The following is a 17,298-nucleotide window of genomic DNA, read 5'->3' on the forward strand; positions in this document are numbered from 1 at the left end:
GATAATGGTCGCAGTAGTGGAACTCCGAGTAGCAAAGCTACTAGGAGCGGAAAACTAGAGACTCAGGCTCCAGTTTTAGTAATGGAACGCCACAAGCGTTCGCTTACGTCCGCATTACATTAGACGATTATTAAAAAGAAAAATAAAAATTCACAAAATACGTTAATGGTCGTATGGTTTGCGAGCGTTAGCAAGCTAGTATAGAGCAATCACCGCCGTTGTGAAAGAACGATTGGCTTATAAGCCAATCGTTCAGGGAAATCGGAAGACCTTGGGCTTCCGATTTAGGCATGAGACACCTTTGGTGGCTGCTGCCGTCCCTCACAACTTAAGGAGATTGAAAAAAGAAAGGAAAGAAAAGGAATATTATGACTAAACCAGTAATTTCCATCATCATGGGCTCAAAATCCGACTGGGCAACCATGCAAAAAACAGCAGAAGTCCTTGACCGCTTCGGTGTAGCTTACGAAAAGAAAGTTGTCTCTGCCCACCGTACACCAGACCTCATGTTCAGACATGCTGAAGAAGCTCGTAGCCGTGGCATCAAGGTCATCATCGCGGGTGCAGGTGGCGCAGCCCATTTGCCAGGTATGGTCGCAGCGAAAACAACCCTTCCTGTCATCGGGGTACCGGTCAAGTCGCGCGCTCTTAGTGGCGTGGATTCGCTCTACTCTATCGTACAGATGCCGGGTGGCGTGCCTGTTGCGACTATGGCTATCGGGGAAGCTGGAGCGACTAACGCAGCCCTCTTTGCCCTCCGTCTCCTGTCAGTAGAGGATCAGGCTATCGCGACAGCATTGGCTGATTTCGCAGAAGAGCAAGGAAAAATCGCAGAGGAGTCTACCAATGAGCTCATCTAAAACAATCGGAATTATCGGTGGTGGTCAGCTGGGTCAGATGATGGCCATTTCTGCTATCTACATGGGGCACAAGGTTATCGCGCTGGATCCTGCGGCGGATTGCCCAGCCTCTCGCGTGGCGGAAATCATCGTGGCTCCTTATAACGATGTGGAAGCCCTCCGTCAGTTAGCTGAGCGATGCGATGTCCTTACCTATGAGTTTGAAAATGTCGATGCTGACGGTCTGGATGCTGTCATCAAGGATGGACAACTCCCTCAAGGGACCGACCTGCTTCGCATCTCCCAAAACCGGATCTTTGAGAAAGACTTCCTTTCAAACAAGGCCAAAGTCACTGTTGCACCTTACAAGGTTGTGGCCTCAAGCCAAGATTTGGCAGATATGGACCTTTCTAAAAATTATGTCCTAAAGACTGCGACTGGTGGCTACGATGGGCATGGGCAAAAGGTCATTCGCTCAGCAGAAGATTTGGAAGAAGCCTACGCTCTAGCTGATTCAGCAGACTGTGTCTTGGAAGAATTTGTCAATTTCGACCTTGAGATTTCTGTCATCGTATCAGGAAATGGCAAGGATGTGACAGTCTTCCCGGTTCAGGAAAATATCCACCGCAACAACATCCTCTCTAAGACCATTGTTCCAGCTCGCATTTCAGAAAGTCTAGCCGAAAAAGCCAAAGCGATGGCAGTACGAATCGCAGAACAACTGAATCTGTCTGGAACCCTTTGTGTGGAAATGTTTGCGACAGCTGATGATATCATTGTCAACGAAATTGCTCCACGTCCGCATAACTCAGGGCACTACTCTATCGAAGCCTGTGACTTCTCTCAGTTTGATACCCATATTCTCGGTGTTCTGGGAGCACCATTGCCAGCTATTAAACTGCATGCGCCTGCTGTCATGCTCAACGTACTCGGCCAACACGTCGAGGTCGCTGAAAAATATGTCACAGAAAATCCAAGCGCCCACCTCCACATGTATGGTAAAATAGAAGCGAAGCACAACCGCAAGATGGGACATGTGACTTTGTTTAGTGATGTGCCGGATAGTGTGGTTGAATTTGGGGAAGGGATTGATTTTTAGGTAAAGTCTATGATTAAAATAATCGTAAATGCATTTGTTGAAAAGGATAAGACTGGAGCTGTTGTAGAAGTCTTGTTTGCTAGTAACAATCACGAAAAAGTGAAAGCCAAGTATGAAGAGCTAGTTGCTCAATACCCCGAAAACTATTTAGCAATTTATGATTTGCCTATGGATACAAATCTCAACGAATTACCTCACTACCCATCCGTGCTTATTGGGAAAGAGGAGTTTGAGTAATCTTTACGATTTTATAGTGGGTAAGTTAGTATAAATGATAGAGAAATTAACGTTGTAGATAGAAAATAGAGAGTTTAAAATAATGGAAGTTTTTGTTGCAAAGTTAAATGTAGAACCTACAGTGCTAGATTTGTATGAAGAAACAAATTTATTAGAGACCGTCATTCCAAATTCTTTAAACATGATTTTTGATAGGTTAGATGAAGACAAAGGGATTATAGGTTACAGAATAACTAATGATATTGAATCAATAAAAAAATCTAAATTGTATCAAGAAATACTGCGATATAGAGAAAAGTTGATTTCTGAATATTACAATGTTGTGGCTATTTTTGAAGATAGTGGTGAGATTGTCTATAGTAAAACCTATATGTACTTAAGGTCAATGCTTAAAGCAAAAATAGATGAACTATTTATAACTTTTCCATTTTTAAAAAATTCAGAAGAAATCAAGGTATCATCATTTTCTAAGGGTAAAATTTCGGAAATACAAATGGGAATAACTTATATTGATAGAGTTAATAGGATTGAAAAATTTTTATTTTATAATTCTGAAGATATAAGGGTGATTAATTTTTACTATGATACTTCATGTGAATGGATTTATATTCCTGTATCGATGCTAATTACTGATGATATTGTGAATGAACTAAATTCTATTGTTAGTGAAATTGAAGATAAAATTAATAATTTTAAAAATATAACAGATATCGGTAGTGTTTCTGTAAATTTAGTTTATGACGATTTCAAAATTAAACCAGGAAAGTATAGAGAAATTATAGTTACGAAAGTATACCCTAATGGACACCCTGCACTGGATAGAGGGAAAGCTTTAAGAGCTGCTAGAATTGAGACAAAATATAAAGCGGCTCAGGGGGAAACGTTTAACGAATTAGAAATTGAGGATGAGACAAAAGTAGATGCAGAAAAAGGCTATTTGTCTTCTATTTTTGCTAGAGGTAAAAATATTATTGAAAATACAATTTTAAGAAAAAGTATTAGGGAGGATTAATATGTCTGAACTAGAAAAATTTAATAGAGTAGAGATAAATAAATTTAAAATTGTGTCTCGTGTTTGGAAAAAACAAATTTTTCCAAAGTGGTTAATTTGTAGCTGGGTATTAATTTCTATATCGATATTTATTCTTAGATTATTGTCTCAGATTTTCAGTTGTATTCAAATTCAATGGATAAGTTTTTCTAGTTTCATATTTCCAGGAGTGACAGGACTTTCTTTTGCAGTAACCATGCTTAATGCCACAAGAAATCTTTTTAGCACAGAAGATTTAGTTGCAATGTTTAATTATTGTGATTCAAAAGATAAAGACACTCTACAAAGGGGGGATTTATTTTATAGAACAATTACTCCATATATAACAGCCTCATTTCTTTGGTTGATTATATCAATTTTCGCTTTGATAAGTAGTTTAATTGATATAACTTTCCCCTTTATAGTTAAAGAAATACTAAATTTATTTTTTTATAGCTTAGTTATTGCAGGCTTATTAAATTTATGGTTTTTAGTAACTGTACATTTGGATGATATTTCAATAAAAGTTAATGATGAGCTAGATAAACTTGAAGAATGAAAACATTATTAAAGAGTATGATAATCTATACTAGATTTTCAAGAAAATAGAAAAAGGATAAGATAAACATGATCGAACGTTACTCTCGCCCTGAGATGGCGAATATTTGGAGTGAAGAAAATAAATACCGTGCTTGGCTTGAGGTGGAAATCTTGGCTGACGAGGCATGGGCTGAGTTGGGGGAAATCCCTAAGGAAGATGTGGCTTTGATTCGTGAAAAGGCTGACTTTGACATCGACCGTATTTTGGAGATTGAGCAGCAAACTCGCCACGATGTGGTGGCTTTCACGCGTGCGGTTTCTGAGACTCTTGGTGAAGAGCGCAAGTGGGTTCACTATGGGTTGACTTCTACCGACGTGGTGGATACGGCCTACGGTTATCTTTACAAGCAGGCCAACGATATCATCCGTCGTGACCTTGAAAACTTTACCAATATCATCGCTGATAAGGCTAAGGAGCACAAGTTCACCATCATGATGGGGCGTACCCACGGTGTGCACGCTGAACCTACAACTTTTGGTCTTAAATTGGCGACTTGGTACAGCGAAATGAAGCGCAATATCGAGCGTTTCGAGCATGCAGCTGCTGGTGTGGAAGCCGGTAAGATTTCGGGTGCGGTTGGGAATTTCGCTAACATCCCACCATTTGTTGAGCAATATGTCTGCGACAAACTGGGTATCCGTGCCCAAGAAATCTCTACACAGGTGCTTCCTCGTGACCTTCACGCTGAGTATTTTGCGGTTCTTGCTAGCATCGCGACTTCAATCGAACGTATGGCAACGGAAATCCGTGGTCTGCAAAAGTCTGAACAACGTGAAGTAGAAGAGTTCTTTGCCAAAGGTCAAAAAGGCTCTTCAGCAATGCCTCACAAACGCAATCCTATCGGTTCTGAGAACATGACAGGTTTGGCGCGTGTTATCCGTGGTCATATGGTGACAGCCTATGAGAACGTCGCTCTCTGGCACGAACGTGATATTTCCCACTCATCAGCTGAACGTATCATCACACCAGATACAACCATTTTGATCGACTACATGCTCAACCGCTTTGGAAATATCGTCAAGAACTTGACGGTATTCCCAGAAAACATGATTCGCAACATGAACTCTACGTTTGGTCTTATCTTTAGCCAACGTGCTATGTTGACCTTGATCGAAAAAGGTATGACACGTGAGCAAGCCTATGACTTGGTGCAACCAAAAACGGCCTACTCTTGGGACAACCAAGTAGACTTCAAACCGCTTCTCGAAGCAGATCCAGAAGTGACATCACGCCTCACTCAAGATGAAATTGATGAAATCTTCAACCCTGCATACTACACCAAACGAGTGGATGATATCTTTGAACGTATCGGACTGGGTGATTAATCCTAACAATAAAAAGCGAGATTCAATCTCGCTTTTTTATATGCTTATCGAAGGGTGTTAATCTTCTTTTTTCTTAGTGAGTCCGTAAGCTGCTAGTGTGGCCATGAGTCCTGCTGCGACCAAGCCTACAGAGTCTTGACTTCCTGTTGCAGGGAGTTGTTTTTCATCTGCTTTGCTAGTAGTTGCTTCAGCTTGCTCAGCTTTCTCAACGGCAGTTCCGACTTCGACAACCTGAGCGACCGCTTCCTGCGATACCGCACTATTGACAAGAGTTCTTTCTTCCTTGCCGTCAGCAGTAGTGCTGACAGAGTAGAAAATCGTACGACGACCATTTACACCAGTAACGACGACTTGACTTTGTCCTTTTGGCAATTGCGGATTTTCACGTGTCACGGTAGTGAAAGGAATCTCTTCTTCTTGGATGTCTAGTCTAGGTTTTGCTTCTGCGGCTGGGGCAAGACCGTGTTCATCCCCTACATGGGTAACAAGGGTTCCGACTTCAATGACTTGTGTCACTGCTTCTTGCGTTACAAGGCTATCGACAAGAGTCTTCACTTCTTTGCCATCAGCAGTAGTGCTTACAGAGTAGTAATGACTGCGACGACCGTTAACACCTTTGGTAAGGACTTGAGTCTTCCCTTTGAGCAAGAGTGGATTTTCACGTGTCACGGTAGTGAACGGAATCTCTTCCTCTTGGATGTCCAGTCTAGGTTTTGCTTCTGCGGCTGGAGCAAGACCGTGTTCATCTCCTTTGTGAGTAATAGGGGCACCGATTTCAACCACTTGTGTCACAGGTTCTTTGGTCACTTGGCTATCTAGAACAGTTTCTGTTTGTTTTCCATTTTCAGTAAGGACAGATATGTAATGAGTGCGTTCGCCCTCTACACCTGGTGTAATGATCTTTCCCTGACCAGCTGGGAGATTCGGATTTTCCTTCTTGATGACCTCAAATGGAATCTTTTCTGCTCTTGTGATGAGTTCAGGTTTGGTTTCAACATTGGCAGCTAGTTCATTTTCATCGAGGCTTCCTGAGTGAGTTGCCGCTGGTTTGAGGCCTAGGCGGGCTGCCTTGAGTTTGGCTACGAGAGCGTCTAACTCGGCTTGTTTGCTGCGATTGAGGTTGTAGTTGAGAGCCTCTTTAGCTGCATTTAGAGCATCGAGACTTTCTTTGCTGTATCCTTCCAAGTTAGTAGGGATTTGAGCAAGCTCCTCACGGAGAGCATTGTAGTCAGCGCGGAAGTAGTCTTTGTTGTGATCCGCGAAGGCAGTCATGAGTTCAAAGATTTCTTCTTCCTTGTACTCAGCACTTGGTCTATCTGCCCAGATAGCAAGCATACTACCAATAGTAGGAAGGTCAACTTCAGGGTATTTAGTTGATGCTAGTTGATTGAATGGAGTTTTCTCGGTATTTTCGAGAGCTTTTTTGAGGAAGCCACCACCATCTTCTGGTTTTTGGCCGAGAATGTAGTACCAGTCTCCGTTGGTGTTGAGGAATTTGTAGCCTTTGCTTGCTAGGTACTGAGGCGTTGCAAGGTTGTAACCCCACCATCCCTTAGACCAGTAAGAGATGATGACATCCTTGTCAAACTCAACATCATCTTTGTCTTCATAGTAGAAACCATCGTTGAAGGCCATTGGTTGAAGGCCTCTTTCTTTGGCCATGGCAGCAAGGGTGTTAGAGTACTCAGCAAACTTGCCATAGAGTCCATACCATTTGAGGTAGTACCAGCCTTGAGCATTGGTAGCGTCATTAGCGTATTCGTCTGTACCGTAGTTAAAGATCTTAGTCTTGCCTGCAAAGAAGTCCATGTACTTACCGATGAGGGCTTTAACAAAGTTCATCGCCTCTTCGTTTTCGAGATCCATGGTTGTTTTGGAGACTTTATCAAAATTAGCTTGAGGGTTTGCGATGCCTAATTTTTCCATAGCAACGAGCATGGCATCCATGTGACCTGGGCTGTTGATCGCTGGGATGAGTCCGAGGCCTTTTGATTTTGCGTACTCGATCAATTCAGTGATTTCAGCTTGACTAAGAGTGATTCCGTTTGGATCATCGTAGTAAGCTTTTGTTCCTTCGATGATGGCCTTCTTGACATCATCACTTGCATAAATTTTTCCGTTAGCCGTGATGGTCATGTCATCAAGGAGGAAGCGAAGTCCGTCATTTCCTAGGAGAAGGTGCACATCAGAGTAGCCGAGCTCGCTCGCCTTGTCTACGATGCGTTTGAGTTGGTCGAGCGTGAAGTACTTACGTCCGGCATCGATGGAGATTACCTTGTTCTTGGCAAGTTTTTCAACTTCACGTTTTGCGTCTTCTTCTTTTTGAGCTTCTGGTGTGAAGGTCAAATTGCTGACAGCTTCTTGGAGTTTCGCGATTGCTTGATCAATGGTGTCTTGTTGGGCGCGACTGAGGTTGCTATCGAGTGAGCGAATGGCTTTTTCAGCTTCTTTGACAGCTGCGACACTTTCTGCAGTATAGCGGTTAAGGTCTGTTGGGACTTCTTTCAGAGCTTGCTCAGCAGACTCATAGTCAGCTGCGAAGTATTCAGCATTGGCATTTGCGAAGCTACGCATGAGTTTGAAGAGGCGTGATGGTGAATAGCGTGCAGATGGGGTATCCGCCCAAGCAGCTACCATACCCCCGATGAACGGGATAGTAGCCCCATCAGATTTTGGTACAGAAGTGATTGGAGTGTTCTTGATACCATTGAGTCCTTGGTCGAGGTTGTACCAGCCTTGGCCATCGGCATTTCGTCCGAGGACGTAGTACCAAGCATCGTTGGTATTAAGGATTTGGTGGCCTTTTTCAACTAGAAGTTTAGAAGAAGCGACGTCGTATCCGCCCCATCCACCAGTCCACATAGAAACGATGATGTCTTTGTCAAAGGTTCCAAAGCTAGTGTCGCTATTGTAGTAGATACCATCGTTAAAGGCCATTGGTTTGAGACCGTGAGATTTGACGATGCGAGCAAGGTCATTGGCGTAGGCGATAAATTTCTCATAACCCTTGTCTGGGAATCCATCTTCTGGATACCATTTATAGGCTTGAAGAACGCTCCAGCCTTTAGCATCTGTAGCATCATTGGCGTACTCGTCTAGCCCGATGTTGAAGATGTCAGATTTGCCAGCGAAGTAAGCAGCATACTTGTCGATCAGAGCTTTGGTAAATGCAACAGCCTCCTTGTTATCAAGGTCAACGGTACGAGCAGATTCCTTACCAAAGTAGTTGAAGTTCGGTTTTTGGATGCCTAGTTCTTTCATGGCATGCAAAATCGCATCCATGTGACCAGGGCTGTTTACAGTTGGGATGAGACCAATGCCTTTGTTTTTAGCATAGTTGATCAAGTCCGTCATCTGACTTTCTGTCAAATAGTTGCCGTTTGGATCCTTGTAGTAGGCATCGGTTCCGTTTTCAAGTGCACGTTTGACATCGTCACTTGCATAGGTTTTGCCATTGGCTTTGATCGTCATGTCGTCCAGCATGAAACGCATGCCGTCATTTCCAACTAGTAGATGAAGATCAGTATAACCGTAGTGTTTGGCTTTGTCGATGATTTCTTTGAGTTGGTCTGGAGAGAAGTACTTGCGTCCAGCGTCGATTGAGATCATTTTTCGTTTTGCCAGTTTTTCATTTACCTGAGTTGCTCGTTCCATGCTAGGAGTGGCTACTGCAGGTGTGACGGCTTCATTTTTCTTTTCTGAAGGAGTACTTTCGGCAGGAGTCTCAGCTGGGGCAGGGCTTTCTTTCTCGGCAGTAGGAGTTGGACTAGCATTTTCTGTCACAACTGGTGCGCTTGACTCTTCTGTTTTTGGAGCAACTGTTCGAGGAGCCTCCTTGTCTTCTTTGACCTCCTCTTTTACAGGCTTGCCAGCCTTTTCTTCCAGTTTTTCTGGAACCTTGGAGTCTACAGCTTCTTTGACTGCTTGAGGACTCTCCTGAATCGTTTGGACAGTTTCTTCAGCTGTTGGAGCTGGAGTAATCCCGTCGGCAGATACGACTTGTGCGCTAAAAGCAAATCCTATAAGTACAGAAGCTGCCCCAACCGCGTATTTACGGATGGAGAAGCGCTGTTTCTTTTCTAGTTTCATGACAAAACCTCCTTGTTATTATTATGTATGATAGCGTTTACATAAAACCGATTTTATTTTATTATCTAAGGAGTAAAATGTCAAGTGGGTTTATATAAGAACTATAATAAATAGAGGAAATCATAAGATTTAGAAGAAAATTATTTCCAGAAATAAGAAAGAGAAAGCGAATATTTAACTTGTTTTTAGTAAAAACGCTACTAATTAAATAAGAACCCTTCATAGCGTTCTCACAACCTCTTTCTCGTGCTATAATGAATATAGAAAAAGCCTGAGCTGGGCTCAAGCTTTCTCTTAATGACCTCGATTACATGAGAGGAATTTAATTTTGTAGTAGTCTGCTCGCTTATACGTTTCACTATAGGCGAGGACTTGGCCAGTAGCCTCAAGTTTAGTAGTCTTCGTTTGGAAGACAGTTGGAAATTGTGTATCGATTCCGAGTACAGAAGCAGCATGCTCTGGTGTTGGGAATGCGATTTCGTTGATTTCCTCAAAATGTTCATCGTTCATGTGAATGCGGTAATCCAATTTGAAGCGTTTATAGATAGAACTATAATAGTCAAGATTTGGATAGTTGGCATTGATGTATTGTTCAGGAATATAAGATGTGTGGTAGATGTAAGTTACGCCATTTGTTTGACGGGTACGTTCAATTTTGTAGTAGAACTGATCTCCACGTAATCCAAGTTTCTCTAGGTACTCAAGCTTGTTTCCGCGCTCGATAGAAAGGACAGTAACTTTATCATCTTTTGTTTCAAAGATTTCGACATCTGAAAATTCAACGAGTTTGTGCTTGCGGGCACGTGAAACGAAAGTCCCTTTCCCTTGTTGGCGGACAATATAGCCGTCTTTTGCAAGGTCATTCAAAGCACGCACAACAGTGATTGAACTAACATCATACATCGCGATCAATTCTGCTTCTGTATAAAATTTATCTCCACTTGCAAATTGACCAGAGATGATTTTGTTTTTTAATTCATCTTTAATATATTGGTATTTAGGAATAGCCATAAATTTCACCTCGATTCTCTTTCTCCAACCTTGATTTTACCACAAATACAGACAAAATAGTAGTATTTAGGTAAAAAAAAATTAAAATAATAGACTAAAAATGTTATGTTACATGTAAAAAATTCCATTTTATAACCTTGTGAATTATCATACATTAAAATATCGCTTTCATGCTATTTTTAGATAATTTTGGTAAATAGTAAGTAAAAAAATAGAAAAATTTTAAAGAATTTTCTAAAACCTATTGACAAATGCAAAATATTTGATTATATTTAATATTATAATAAATGAAAGCGCAAACTTAATCGTCAGAGGTGGTAACATGACAAGATTTAAAATTGAGGACGATTTCTATTTAGATGGGAAGCCGTTCAAGATTTTGTCTGGCGCCATTCATTATTTTAGGATTCCAGCAGAGGATTGGTATCATTCTCTCTATAACTTAAAGGCGCTTGGCTTTAATACGGTCGAGACCTATGTAGCTTGGAATTTACATGAACCCGTTGAAGGGGAATTTGATTTTGAAGGTGCCAGAAATTTGGAGAGGTTTCTTCAAATAGCACAAGATTTGGGTCTCTATGCCATTGTACGCCCGTCTCCATTTATCTGTGCGGAATGGGAATTTGGTGGCTTGCCGGCTTGGCTCTTGACCAAGGACATGCGAATCCGCTCGTCCGACCCGGCCTACATCGAGGCGGTTGCTCGCTATTATGACCAATTATTGCCAAGGCTTGTGCCTCGTTTGTTGGATAATGGCGGGAATATTCTCATGATGCAAGTCGAAAATGAATATGGCTCTTATGGAGAAGATAAGTCTTATCTACGAGCAATTCGAAAATTGATGGAAGAACGAGGGATTGATTGCCCACTCTTTACTTCAGATGGTCCATGGAGGGCTACTCTGAAAGCCGGAACCTTGATCGAAGATGACCTCTTTGTGACAGGAAACTTCGGTTCTAAAGCTCCGTACAACTTTTCACAGATGCAGGAATTCTTTGATGAGCATGGCAAGAAATGGCCTCTCATGTGTATGGAATTCTGGGATGGTTGGTTTAATCGTTGGAAAGAACCCATCATCACACGGGATCCTAAAGAATTGGCAGAAGCTGTTCGAGAGGTATTGGAACAAGGCTCTATCAACCTTTACATGTTCCATGGAGGGACAAACTTTGGTTTCATGAACGGTTGCTCGGCTCGAGGAACTCTGGATTTACCACAAGTCACATCTTACGACTATGATGCCCTTCTCGATGAAGAAGGAAATCCAACTGCTAAATACCTAGCAGTCAAGAAGATGATGGCGACACATTTCCCAGAGTATCCACAGTTAGAGCCACTCTATAAGGAAAGCATGGAGATAGAGGCCGTTCCATTGGTCGAAAAAGTTTCCTTGTTTGAAACCCTAGATAGTCTCTCTAGTCCTACTGAAAGCCTCTATCCAAAAGCGATGGAAGAACTTGGTCAAAGTTATGGCTACCTTCTCTACCGCACGGAGGCAAGTTGGGATGCAGAAGAGGAACGTCTCCGTATCATCGATGGACGTGACCGAGCTCAACTCTTTGTAGATGGTCAATGGATTGCTACTCAATACCAGACAGAGATTGGTGAAGACATCTACTGTCAGGGAAACCGAGAAGGCTGTTCAGAGATTGATATCCTGATCGAAAATATGGGGCGTGTTAACTATGGACACAAGTTCTTAGCAGATACGCAACATAAAGGAATTCGTACAGGTGTCTGCAAGGATCTACATTTCTTACTGAATTGGAAACAATATCCACTTCCACTGGATAATCCTGAGAAAATTGATTTTTCAAAAGGATGGACAGAAGGACAACCAGCCTTTTACGCTTTCGACTTTACGGTCGAAGAGCCGAAGGATACCTACTTAGACTTGTCTGAGTTTGGTAAGGGAGTTGCCTTTGTCAATGGGCGTCACCTAGGGCGTTTCTGGAACGTCGGCCCGACCCTCTCACTTTATATCCCTCATAGCTATCTCAAGGAAGGTGCTAACCGCATCATCATCTTTGAAACTGAGGGCGAATATAAAGAAGAGATTCATTTAACTCGTAAACCTACACTAAAACACATAAAGGGGGAAAACTTATGACAATTGTAGGATGCCGTATCGATGGACGTTTGATCCACGGTCAAGTAGCCAATCTTTGGGCTGGAAAACTAAATGTTTCACGCATTATGGTTGTAGACGACGAAGTTGTTAACAACGATATTGAAAAGAGTGGTTTGAAACTTGCGACACCACCAGGTGTGAAACTTAGTATCTTGCCAGTTGAGAAAGCAGCAGCAAATATCCTTGCTGGTAAATACGATAGCCAACGTCTCTTTATCGTTGCACGTAAACCAGACCGTTTCCTTGGTTTGGTCGAAGCAGGTGTTCCGCTTGAAACACTCAACGTCGGCAATATGTCTCAAACACCAGAAACTCGCTCTATCACACGTTCTATTAACGTGGTAGACAAGGATGTGGAAGATTTCCACAAACTGGCAGAAAAAGGTGTTAAACTCACTGCTCAAATGGTTCCAAACGATCCCGTATCAGACTTTTTGAGTTTATTAAAATAGGAAAAAATTTTTAGGAGGTCATTGTTATGATACAATGGTGGCAAATTTTACTTCTCACTTTGTACTCAGCTTATCAAATCTGTGATGAGTTGACAATCGTTTCATCTGCAGGTTCCCCTGTATTCGCTGGTTTCATTACTGGTTTGATCATGGGAGATGTGACAACTGGTTTGTTTATCGGTGGTAGCTTGCAGTTGTTCGTTCTCGGGGTTGGTACCTTCGGTGGTGCTTCTCGTATCGACGCAACTTCTGGTGCGGTTCTTGCAACAGCATTCTCTATCTCTCAAGGTATTGATACAGACCTTGCGATCACAACAATCGCTGTACCAGTAGCAGCACTTTTGACATACTTCGACGTTCTGGGACGTATGACAACTACTTTCTTTGCACACCGTATTGATGCTGCGATCGAACGCTTTGACTACAAAGGTATCGAACGCAACTACCTACTTGGTGCAGTGCCTTGGGCTCTTTCTCGTGCCCTTCCAGTATTCTTCGCTCTTGCTTTTGGTGGTGCTTTCGTACAATCAGTAGTAGACCTTGTTAAAGAATATCAATGGATTGCAGATGGTTTGACACTTGCAGGTCGTATGCTTCCAGGTCTTGGATTCGCTATCTTGCTTCGTTACCTTCCAGTTAAACGTAACCTTCACTACCTTGCAATGGGATTTGGTTTGACAGCTATGTTGACTGTTCTTTACTCATATGTAACAGGTCTTGGTGGAGCTGTTGCGGGTATCCTTGGTACTCTTCCTGCTGATGTTGCTGAAAAGATTGGCTTTGCTAATAACTTCAAAGGTTTATCTATGATCGGTGTTTCTATCGTAGGTATCTTCCTTGCAGTTGTTCACTTTAAGAACAGCCAAAAAGTAGCTGTAGCAGCACCTTCTACACCATCAGAAAGTGGGGAAATCGAAGATGACGAATTCTAATTACAAACTTACAAAAGAAGATTTTAATCAAATCAACAAACGTAGCTTGTTTACTTTCCAATTAGGTTGGAACTACGAACGTATGCAAGCTTCTGGTTACCTTTACATGATCTTGCCTCAATTGCGTAAAATGTATGGGGATGGAACTCCTGAATTGAAAGAAATGATGAAAGTTCATACTCAATTCTTCAATACTTCTCCATTCTTCCACACAATTATCGCTGGTTTTGACCTTGCCATGGAAGAAAAAGATGGTGTAGGTTCAAAAGATGCCGTTAACGGTATCAAGACAGGTTTGATGGGACCATTCGCTCCTCTTGGAGACACAATCTTTGGTTCACTTGTACCTGCTATCATGGGATCTATCGCAGCAACTATGGCTATCGCTGGCCAACCATGGGGTATCTTCCTTTGGATCGCAGTTGCAGTTGCTTACGACATCTTCCGTTGGAAACAATTGGAATTTGCCTACAAAGAAGGGGTTAACCTTATCAACAACATGCAAAGTACCTTGACAGCTTTGATTGATGCTGCATCTGTACTTGGTGTCTTCATGATGGGTGCTCTTGTAGCAACAATGATCAACTTTGACATTTCTTACAAATTGCCAATCGGTGAAAAGATGATTGACTTCCAAGACATCTTGAACTCAATCTTCCCACGCTTGCTTCCAGCAATCTTTACTGCCTTTATCTTCTGGTTGCTTGGTAAGAAAGGTATGAACTCTACTAAAGCGATCGGTATCATTATCGTTCTTGCCGTAGGTCTTTCATTCATCGGTAAATTCTTGCTTGGAATGGGCGCATAATTTATGAGCAAATCATTAATTTTGGTGAGTCATGGTCGCTTCTGTGAAGAACTGAAAGGTAGCACAGAAATGATCATGGGTCCACAGGACAACATTCATACAGTGGCTCTTCTTCCAGAAGATGGCCCAGAAGAATTTACTGCAAAATTTGAAGCTGCTATCGAAGGATTGGATGATTTCCTAGTCTTTGCGGATCTTCTCGGTGGAACACCATGTAATGTGGTAAGCCGTTTGATTATGGAAGGTCGCGACATTGAACTCTACGCAGGGATGAATCTTCCAATGGTGATTGAATTTATCAATGCCAGCCTTACAGGTGCAGATGCGGACTACAAGAGCCGTGCTGCAGAAAGCATTGTGAAAGTCAATGATTTGTTAGCTGGCTTCGATGATGACGAAGGTGAATAAGATGTGACAACGTAAGAATCGTTAGAGCATTTTATATAGAATATACATGGGAATGGGAGTCAATCCCATTCCCATATTTTCAATAGGAATGAAACAATAATAGATTAGAGGAACTTTATGCTAAATTACACAAAAGAAGAATTACTTGAACTGGGTGCAGAAATCACAACTCGTGAGATCTACCAACAGCCTGATGTATGGAAAGAAGCTTTTGAAGCCTATCAAGCAAAACGAGAAGAAATTGCAGCCTTCCTGCAAGGAATTGCTGATAAACATGACTATATTAAGGTCATCTTGACGGGTGCTGGTACTTCTGCTTATGTGGGAGATACCTTGGTCCCATACTTTAAGGAAGTCTATGATGAGCGCAAATGGAACTTCAATTCTATTGCGACAACAGATATTGTATCCAATCCAGAAACCTATCTGAAAAAAGATGTGGCGACTGTTCTTGTTTCTTTTGCTCGTAGTGGGAACTCACCTGAAAGTGTGGCGACGGTTGATTTGGCCAAAGCCTTGGTGGATGAGCTTTACCAAGTGACTATTACTTGTGCAGCGGACGGTAAATTAGCTCTTCAAGCTCATGGCGATGACCGCAATCTCTTGCTCTTGCAACCAGCTGCTTCCAATGATGCTGGATTTGCCATGACTTCCAGCTTTACGTCTATGATGTTGACAGCTCTCTTGGTCTTTGATCCTACAGAATTTGCTGTGAAAGCTGAACGTTTTAAAGTTGTGACTAGCCTTGCGCGTAAAGTTCTAGACAAGGCAGAAGATGTCAAAGAGCTTGTTGACCTCGACTTTAACCGTATCATCTATCTAGGCGCTGGTCCTTTCTTTGGACTTGCTCATGAAGCTCAGTTGAAGATTTTGGAATTAACAGCTGGTCAAGTGGCGACTATGTATGAAAGCCCAGTCGGCTTCCGTCACGGTCCAAAATCATTGATCAACGAAGATACAGTTGTTTTGATCTTTGGCACAACGTCAGAATACACTCGCAAGTACGACTTGGACTTGGTTCGTGAAGTTGCTGGTGACCAGATTGCTCGTCGTGTTGTGCTTTTGAGTGATCAAGCCTTTGGTCTTGAAAATGTCAAAGAAGTAGCCCTTGGCTGTGGTGGTGTCTTGAACGATATTTACCGTGTCTTCCCTTACATCGTTTATGCCCAACTCTTTGCCCTTTTGACTTCGCTCAAAGTGGAAAACAAACCAGATACACCGTCTCCTACAGGTACAGTAAACCGTGTGGTACAAGGTGTTATCATTCATGACTATCAAAAGTAAGGAAGTGTCTATGAGTAAATTACAATTAAGTCCCAATAAAGTAGCCTGCCTGCAAAAACTCTCAGATGAAAATGGTATCATCTCAGCTCTTGCCTTTGACCAACGTGGCGCTTTGAAACGCCTCATGACTCAATACCAAACGGAAGAACCAACAGTTGCTCAAATGGAAGAACTTAAAGTATTGGTTGCAGATGAATTGACAAAATACGCATCATCTATGCTTCTCGACCCTGAATATGGTCTTCCAGCTACAAAAGCGCTTGATCCAAATGCTGGTCTTCTCCTTGCTTATGAGAAAACTGGCTACGACACAACAAGCACCAAACGCTTGCCTGACTGCTTGGATGTTTGGTCTGCAAAACGTATCAAGGAACAAGGTGCAGACGCTGTTAAGTTCTTGCTTTACTATGACGTAGACAGCGCTGACGAACTCAACCAAGAAAAACAAGCCTACATCGAACGCATTGGTTCTGAGTGTGTGGCAGAAGACATTCCATTCTTCCTTGAAATCTTGGCTTACGATGAAAAAATCGCTGATGCTGGCTCTGCAGAATACGCCAAAGTAAAACCACATAAAGTTATCGGTGCCATGAAGGTCTTCTCAGACCCACGCTTCAACATCGATGTCTTGAAAGTAGAAGTTCCAGTCAACGTCAAATACGTTGAAGGCTTTGGTGATGGAGAAATCGTTCATACACGTGAAGAAGCAGCAGCCTTCTTCAAAGCACAAGATGAAGCGACTAACTTGCCATATATCTACTTGAGTGCAGGTGTATCAGCCAAACTTTTCCAAGAAACACTTGTCTTTGCCCACGAATCAGGCGCAAACTTCAACGGTGTTCTTTGTGGCCGTGCAACTTGGGCTGGATCAGTTGAAGCCTACATCAAAGACGGTGAAGCAGCAGCTCGCGAATGGCTTCGCACAACTGGTTTTGAAAACATTGACGAACTCAACAAGGTTCTTCAAACAACAGCGACTTCATGGACTGAACGTGTAGAAGCATAAAACAAGTATAGAAGAATCCCCTTTTGTTAAGAAGCTGCTTAAGGTT

General features: G+C 42.3%; 15 protein-coding genes and 1 pseudogene. 14 read left to right on the plus strand and 2 right to left on the minus strand.

Annotated features, from left to right (window positions below):
• Nucleotides 1-220: 220 nt before the first annotated feature.
• The 7 genes and pseudogenes from HMPREF9189_RS12645 to purB form a co-directional block, all read left to right on the plus strand.
• Nucleotides 221-334: pseudogene (locus HMPREF9189_RS12645) on the plus strand (phosphoribosylaminoimidazole carboxylase); the annotation flags it as partial.
• Between the two features lie 34 nt (nt 335-368).
• Nucleotides 369-860, plus strand: a complete 492-nt coding sequence (gene purE, locus HMPREF9189_RS11075) for a 5-(carboxyamino)imidazole ribonucleotide mutase (protein WP_000165788.1) — start codon at nt 369-371, stop codon at nt 858-860.
• Nucleotides 847-1,938, plus strand: coding sequence for a 5-(carboxyamino)imidazole ribonucleotide synthase (gene purK, locus HMPREF9189_RS11080; RefSeq protein WP_000099049.1), 1,092 nt, complete (start codon nt 847-849; stop codon nt 1,936-1,938). Before purE ends, purK begins: the two co-directional genes overlap by 14 nt.
• A gap of 9 nt (nt 1,939-1,947) precedes the next feature.
• Nucleotides 1,948-2,175, plus strand: a complete 228-nt coding sequence (locus HMPREF9189_RS11085) for a hypothetical protein (protein WP_000590470.1) — start codon at nt 1,948-1,950, stop codon at nt 2,173-2,175.
• Nucleotides 2,176-2,257: 82 nt separating this feature from the next.
• Entirely contained in the window at nt 2,258-3,187 is a 930-nt protein-coding gene (locus tag HMPREF9189_RS11090) for a hypothetical protein (RefSeq protein WP_000451751.1), read from the plus strand.
• 1 nt (nt 3,188) lies between these two features.
• The gene (locus HMPREF9189_RS11095) at nt 3,189-3,764 is read left to right on the plus strand and encodes a hypothetical protein (protein ID WP_001292086.1); all 576 of its coding nucleotides are present in this window, start codon (nt 3,189-3,191) and stop codon (nt 3,762-3,764) included.
• Between the two features lie 68 nt (nt 3,765-3,832).
• A complete protein-coding gene (purB, locus tag HMPREF9189_RS11100) occupies nt 3,833-5,131 on the plus strand; it encodes an adenylosuccinate lyase (RefSeq protein WP_000572899.1) in 1,299 nt (432 codons plus the stop codon).
• 57 nt (nt 5,132-5,188) lie between these two features.
• Here the strand turns inward: purB and strH are convergent, their stop codons facing one another.
• On the minus strand, nt 5,189-9,220 hold the full coding sequence (gene strH, locus HMPREF9189_RS11105; RefSeq protein ID WP_000764176.1) for an LPXTG-anchored beta-N-acetylhexosaminidase StrH: 4,032 nt from the start codon (nt 9,218-9,220) through the stop codon (nt 5,189-5,191).
• A 294-nt stretch (nt 9,221-9,514) separates the two neighbouring features.
• Entirely contained in the window at nt 9,515-10,231 is a 717-nt protein-coding gene (locus HMPREF9189_RS11110; protein WP_001007185.1) for a GntR family transcriptional regulator, read from the minus strand.
• A gap of 322 nt (nt 10,232-10,553) precedes the next feature.
• On the opposite strand from HMPREF9189_RS11110, the gene HMPREF9189_RS11115 reads away from it, so the two are divergent.
• The 7 genes from HMPREF9189_RS11115 (at nt 10,554) to lacD (ending at nt 17,252) form a co-directional block, all read left to right on the plus strand.
• A complete protein-coding gene (locus tag HMPREF9189_RS11115; protein ID WP_000196624.1) occupies nt 10,554-12,341 on the plus strand; it encodes a beta-galactosidase family protein in 1,788 nt (595 codons plus the stop codon).
• Nucleotides 12,338-12,814 (plus strand): PTS system mannose/fructose/N-acetylgalactosamine-transporter subunit IIB, encoded by a 477-nt coding sequence (locus HMPREF9189_RS11120; protein WP_000156968.1) that lies wholly within the window; start codon nt 12,338-12,340, stop codon nt 12,812-12,814. Before HMPREF9189_RS11115 ends, HMPREF9189_RS11120 begins: the two co-directional genes overlap by 4 nt.
• Nucleotides 12,815-12,840: 26 nt before the next feature.
• A complete protein-coding gene (locus tag HMPREF9189_RS11125; RefSeq protein ID WP_000616992.1) occupies nt 12,841-13,746 on the plus strand; it encodes a PTS mannose/fructose/sorbose/N-acetylgalactosamine transporter subunit IIC in 906 nt (301 codons plus the stop codon).
• Complete coding sequence (locus HMPREF9189_RS11130) at nt 13,733-14,554, plus strand: PTS system mannose/fructose/sorbose family transporter subunit IID (RefSeq protein ID WP_000185284.1); 822 nt, start codon at nt 13,733-13,735, stop codon at nt 14,552-14,554. Before HMPREF9189_RS11125 ends, HMPREF9189_RS11130 begins: the two co-directional genes overlap by 14 nt.
• Before the next feature lie 3 nt (nt 14,555-14,557).
• Nucleotides 14,558-14,962, plus strand: coding sequence for a PTS sugar transporter subunit IIA (locus HMPREF9189_RS11135; RefSeq protein ID WP_000045702.1), 405 nt, complete (start codon nt 14,558-14,560; stop codon nt 14,960-14,962).
• A gap of 117 nt (nt 14,963-15,079) precedes the next feature.
• Nucleotides 15,080-16,246, plus strand: a complete 1,167-nt coding sequence (locus tag HMPREF9189_RS11140) for an SIS domain-containing protein (RefSeq protein ID WP_000936013.1) — start codon at nt 15,080-15,082, stop codon at nt 16,244-16,246.
• A gap of 10 nt (nt 16,247-16,256) precedes the next feature.
• On the plus strand, nt 16,257-17,252 hold the full coding sequence (gene lacD / locus HMPREF9189_RS11145) for a tagatose-bisphosphate aldolase (protein ID WP_025168542.1): 996 nt from the start codon (nt 16,257-16,259) through the stop codon (nt 17,250-17,252).
• The last annotated feature ends 46 nt before the right edge of the window (nt 17,253-17,298 follow it).

This window comes from Streptococcus sp. oral taxon 071 str. 73H25AP (assembly GCF_000146755.1).
Taxonomy (GTDB): Bacteria; Bacillota; Bacilli; order Lactobacillales; family Streptococcaceae; genus Streptococcus; species Streptococcus oralis_T.

What these genes read in the sequence shown, in the direction of transcription:
- HMPREF9189_RS11135 (WP_000045702.1), top strand. Translation starts at nt 14,558, where the DNA reads ATGAGCAAATCATTAATTTTGGTGAGTCATGGTCGCTTCTGTGAAGAA.
- HMPREF9189_RS11130 (WP_000185284.1), top strand. Translation starts at nt 13,733, where the DNA reads ATGACGAATTCTAATTACAAACTTACAAAAGAAGATTTTAATCAAATC.
- HMPREF9189_RS11125 (WP_000616992.1), top strand. Translation starts at nt 12,841, where the DNA reads ATGATACAATGGTGGCAAATTTTACTTCTCACTTTGTACTCAGCTTAT.
- purB (WP_000572899.1), top strand. Translation starts at nt 3,833, where the DNA reads ATGATCGAACGTTACTCTCGCCCTGAGATGGCGAATATTTGGAGTGAA.
- purK (WP_000099049.1), top strand. Translation starts at nt 847, where the DNA reads ATGAGCTCATCTAAAACAATCGGAATTATCGGTGGTGGTCAGCTGGGT.
- strH (WP_000764176.1), bottom strand. Translation starts at nt 9,220, where the DNA reads ATGAAACTAGAAAAGAAACAGCGCTTCTCCATCCGTAAATACGCGGTT.
- lacD (WP_025168542.1), top strand. Translation starts at nt 16,257, where the DNA reads ATGAGTAAATTACAATTAAGTCCCAATAAAGTAGCCTGCCTGCAAAAA.
- HMPREF9189_RS11090 (WP_000451751.1), top strand. Translation starts at nt 2,258, where the DNA reads ATGGAAGTTTTTGTTGCAAAGTTAAATGTAGAACCTACAGTGCTAGAT.
- HMPREF9189_RS11115 (WP_000196624.1), top strand. Translation starts at nt 10,554, where the DNA reads ATGACAAGATTTAAAATTGAGGACGATTTCTATTTAGATGGGAAGCCG.
- purE (WP_000165788.1), top strand. Translation starts at nt 369, where the DNA reads ATGACTAAACCAGTAATTTCCATCATCATGGGCTCAAAATCCGACTGG.
- HMPREF9189_RS11120 (WP_000156968.1), top strand. Translation starts at nt 12,338, where the DNA reads ATGACAATTGTAGGATGCCGTATCGATGGACGTTTGATCCACGGTCAA.
- HMPREF9189_RS11095 (WP_001292086.1), top strand. Translation starts at nt 3,189, where the DNA reads ATGTCTGAACTAGAAAAATTTAATAGAGTAGAGATAAATAAATTTAAA.
- HMPREF9189_RS11085 (WP_000590470.1), top strand. Translation starts at nt 1,948, where the DNA reads ATGATTAAAATAATCGTAAATGCATTTGTTGAAAAGGATAAGACTGGA.
- HMPREF9189_RS11110 (WP_001007185.1), bottom strand. Translation starts at nt 10,231, where the DNA reads ATGGCTATTCCTAAATACCAATATATTAAAGATGAATTAAAAAACAAA.
- HMPREF9189_RS11140 (WP_000936013.1), top strand. Translation starts at nt 15,080, where the DNA reads ATGCTAAATTACACAAAAGAAGAATTACTTGAACTGGGTGCAGAAATC.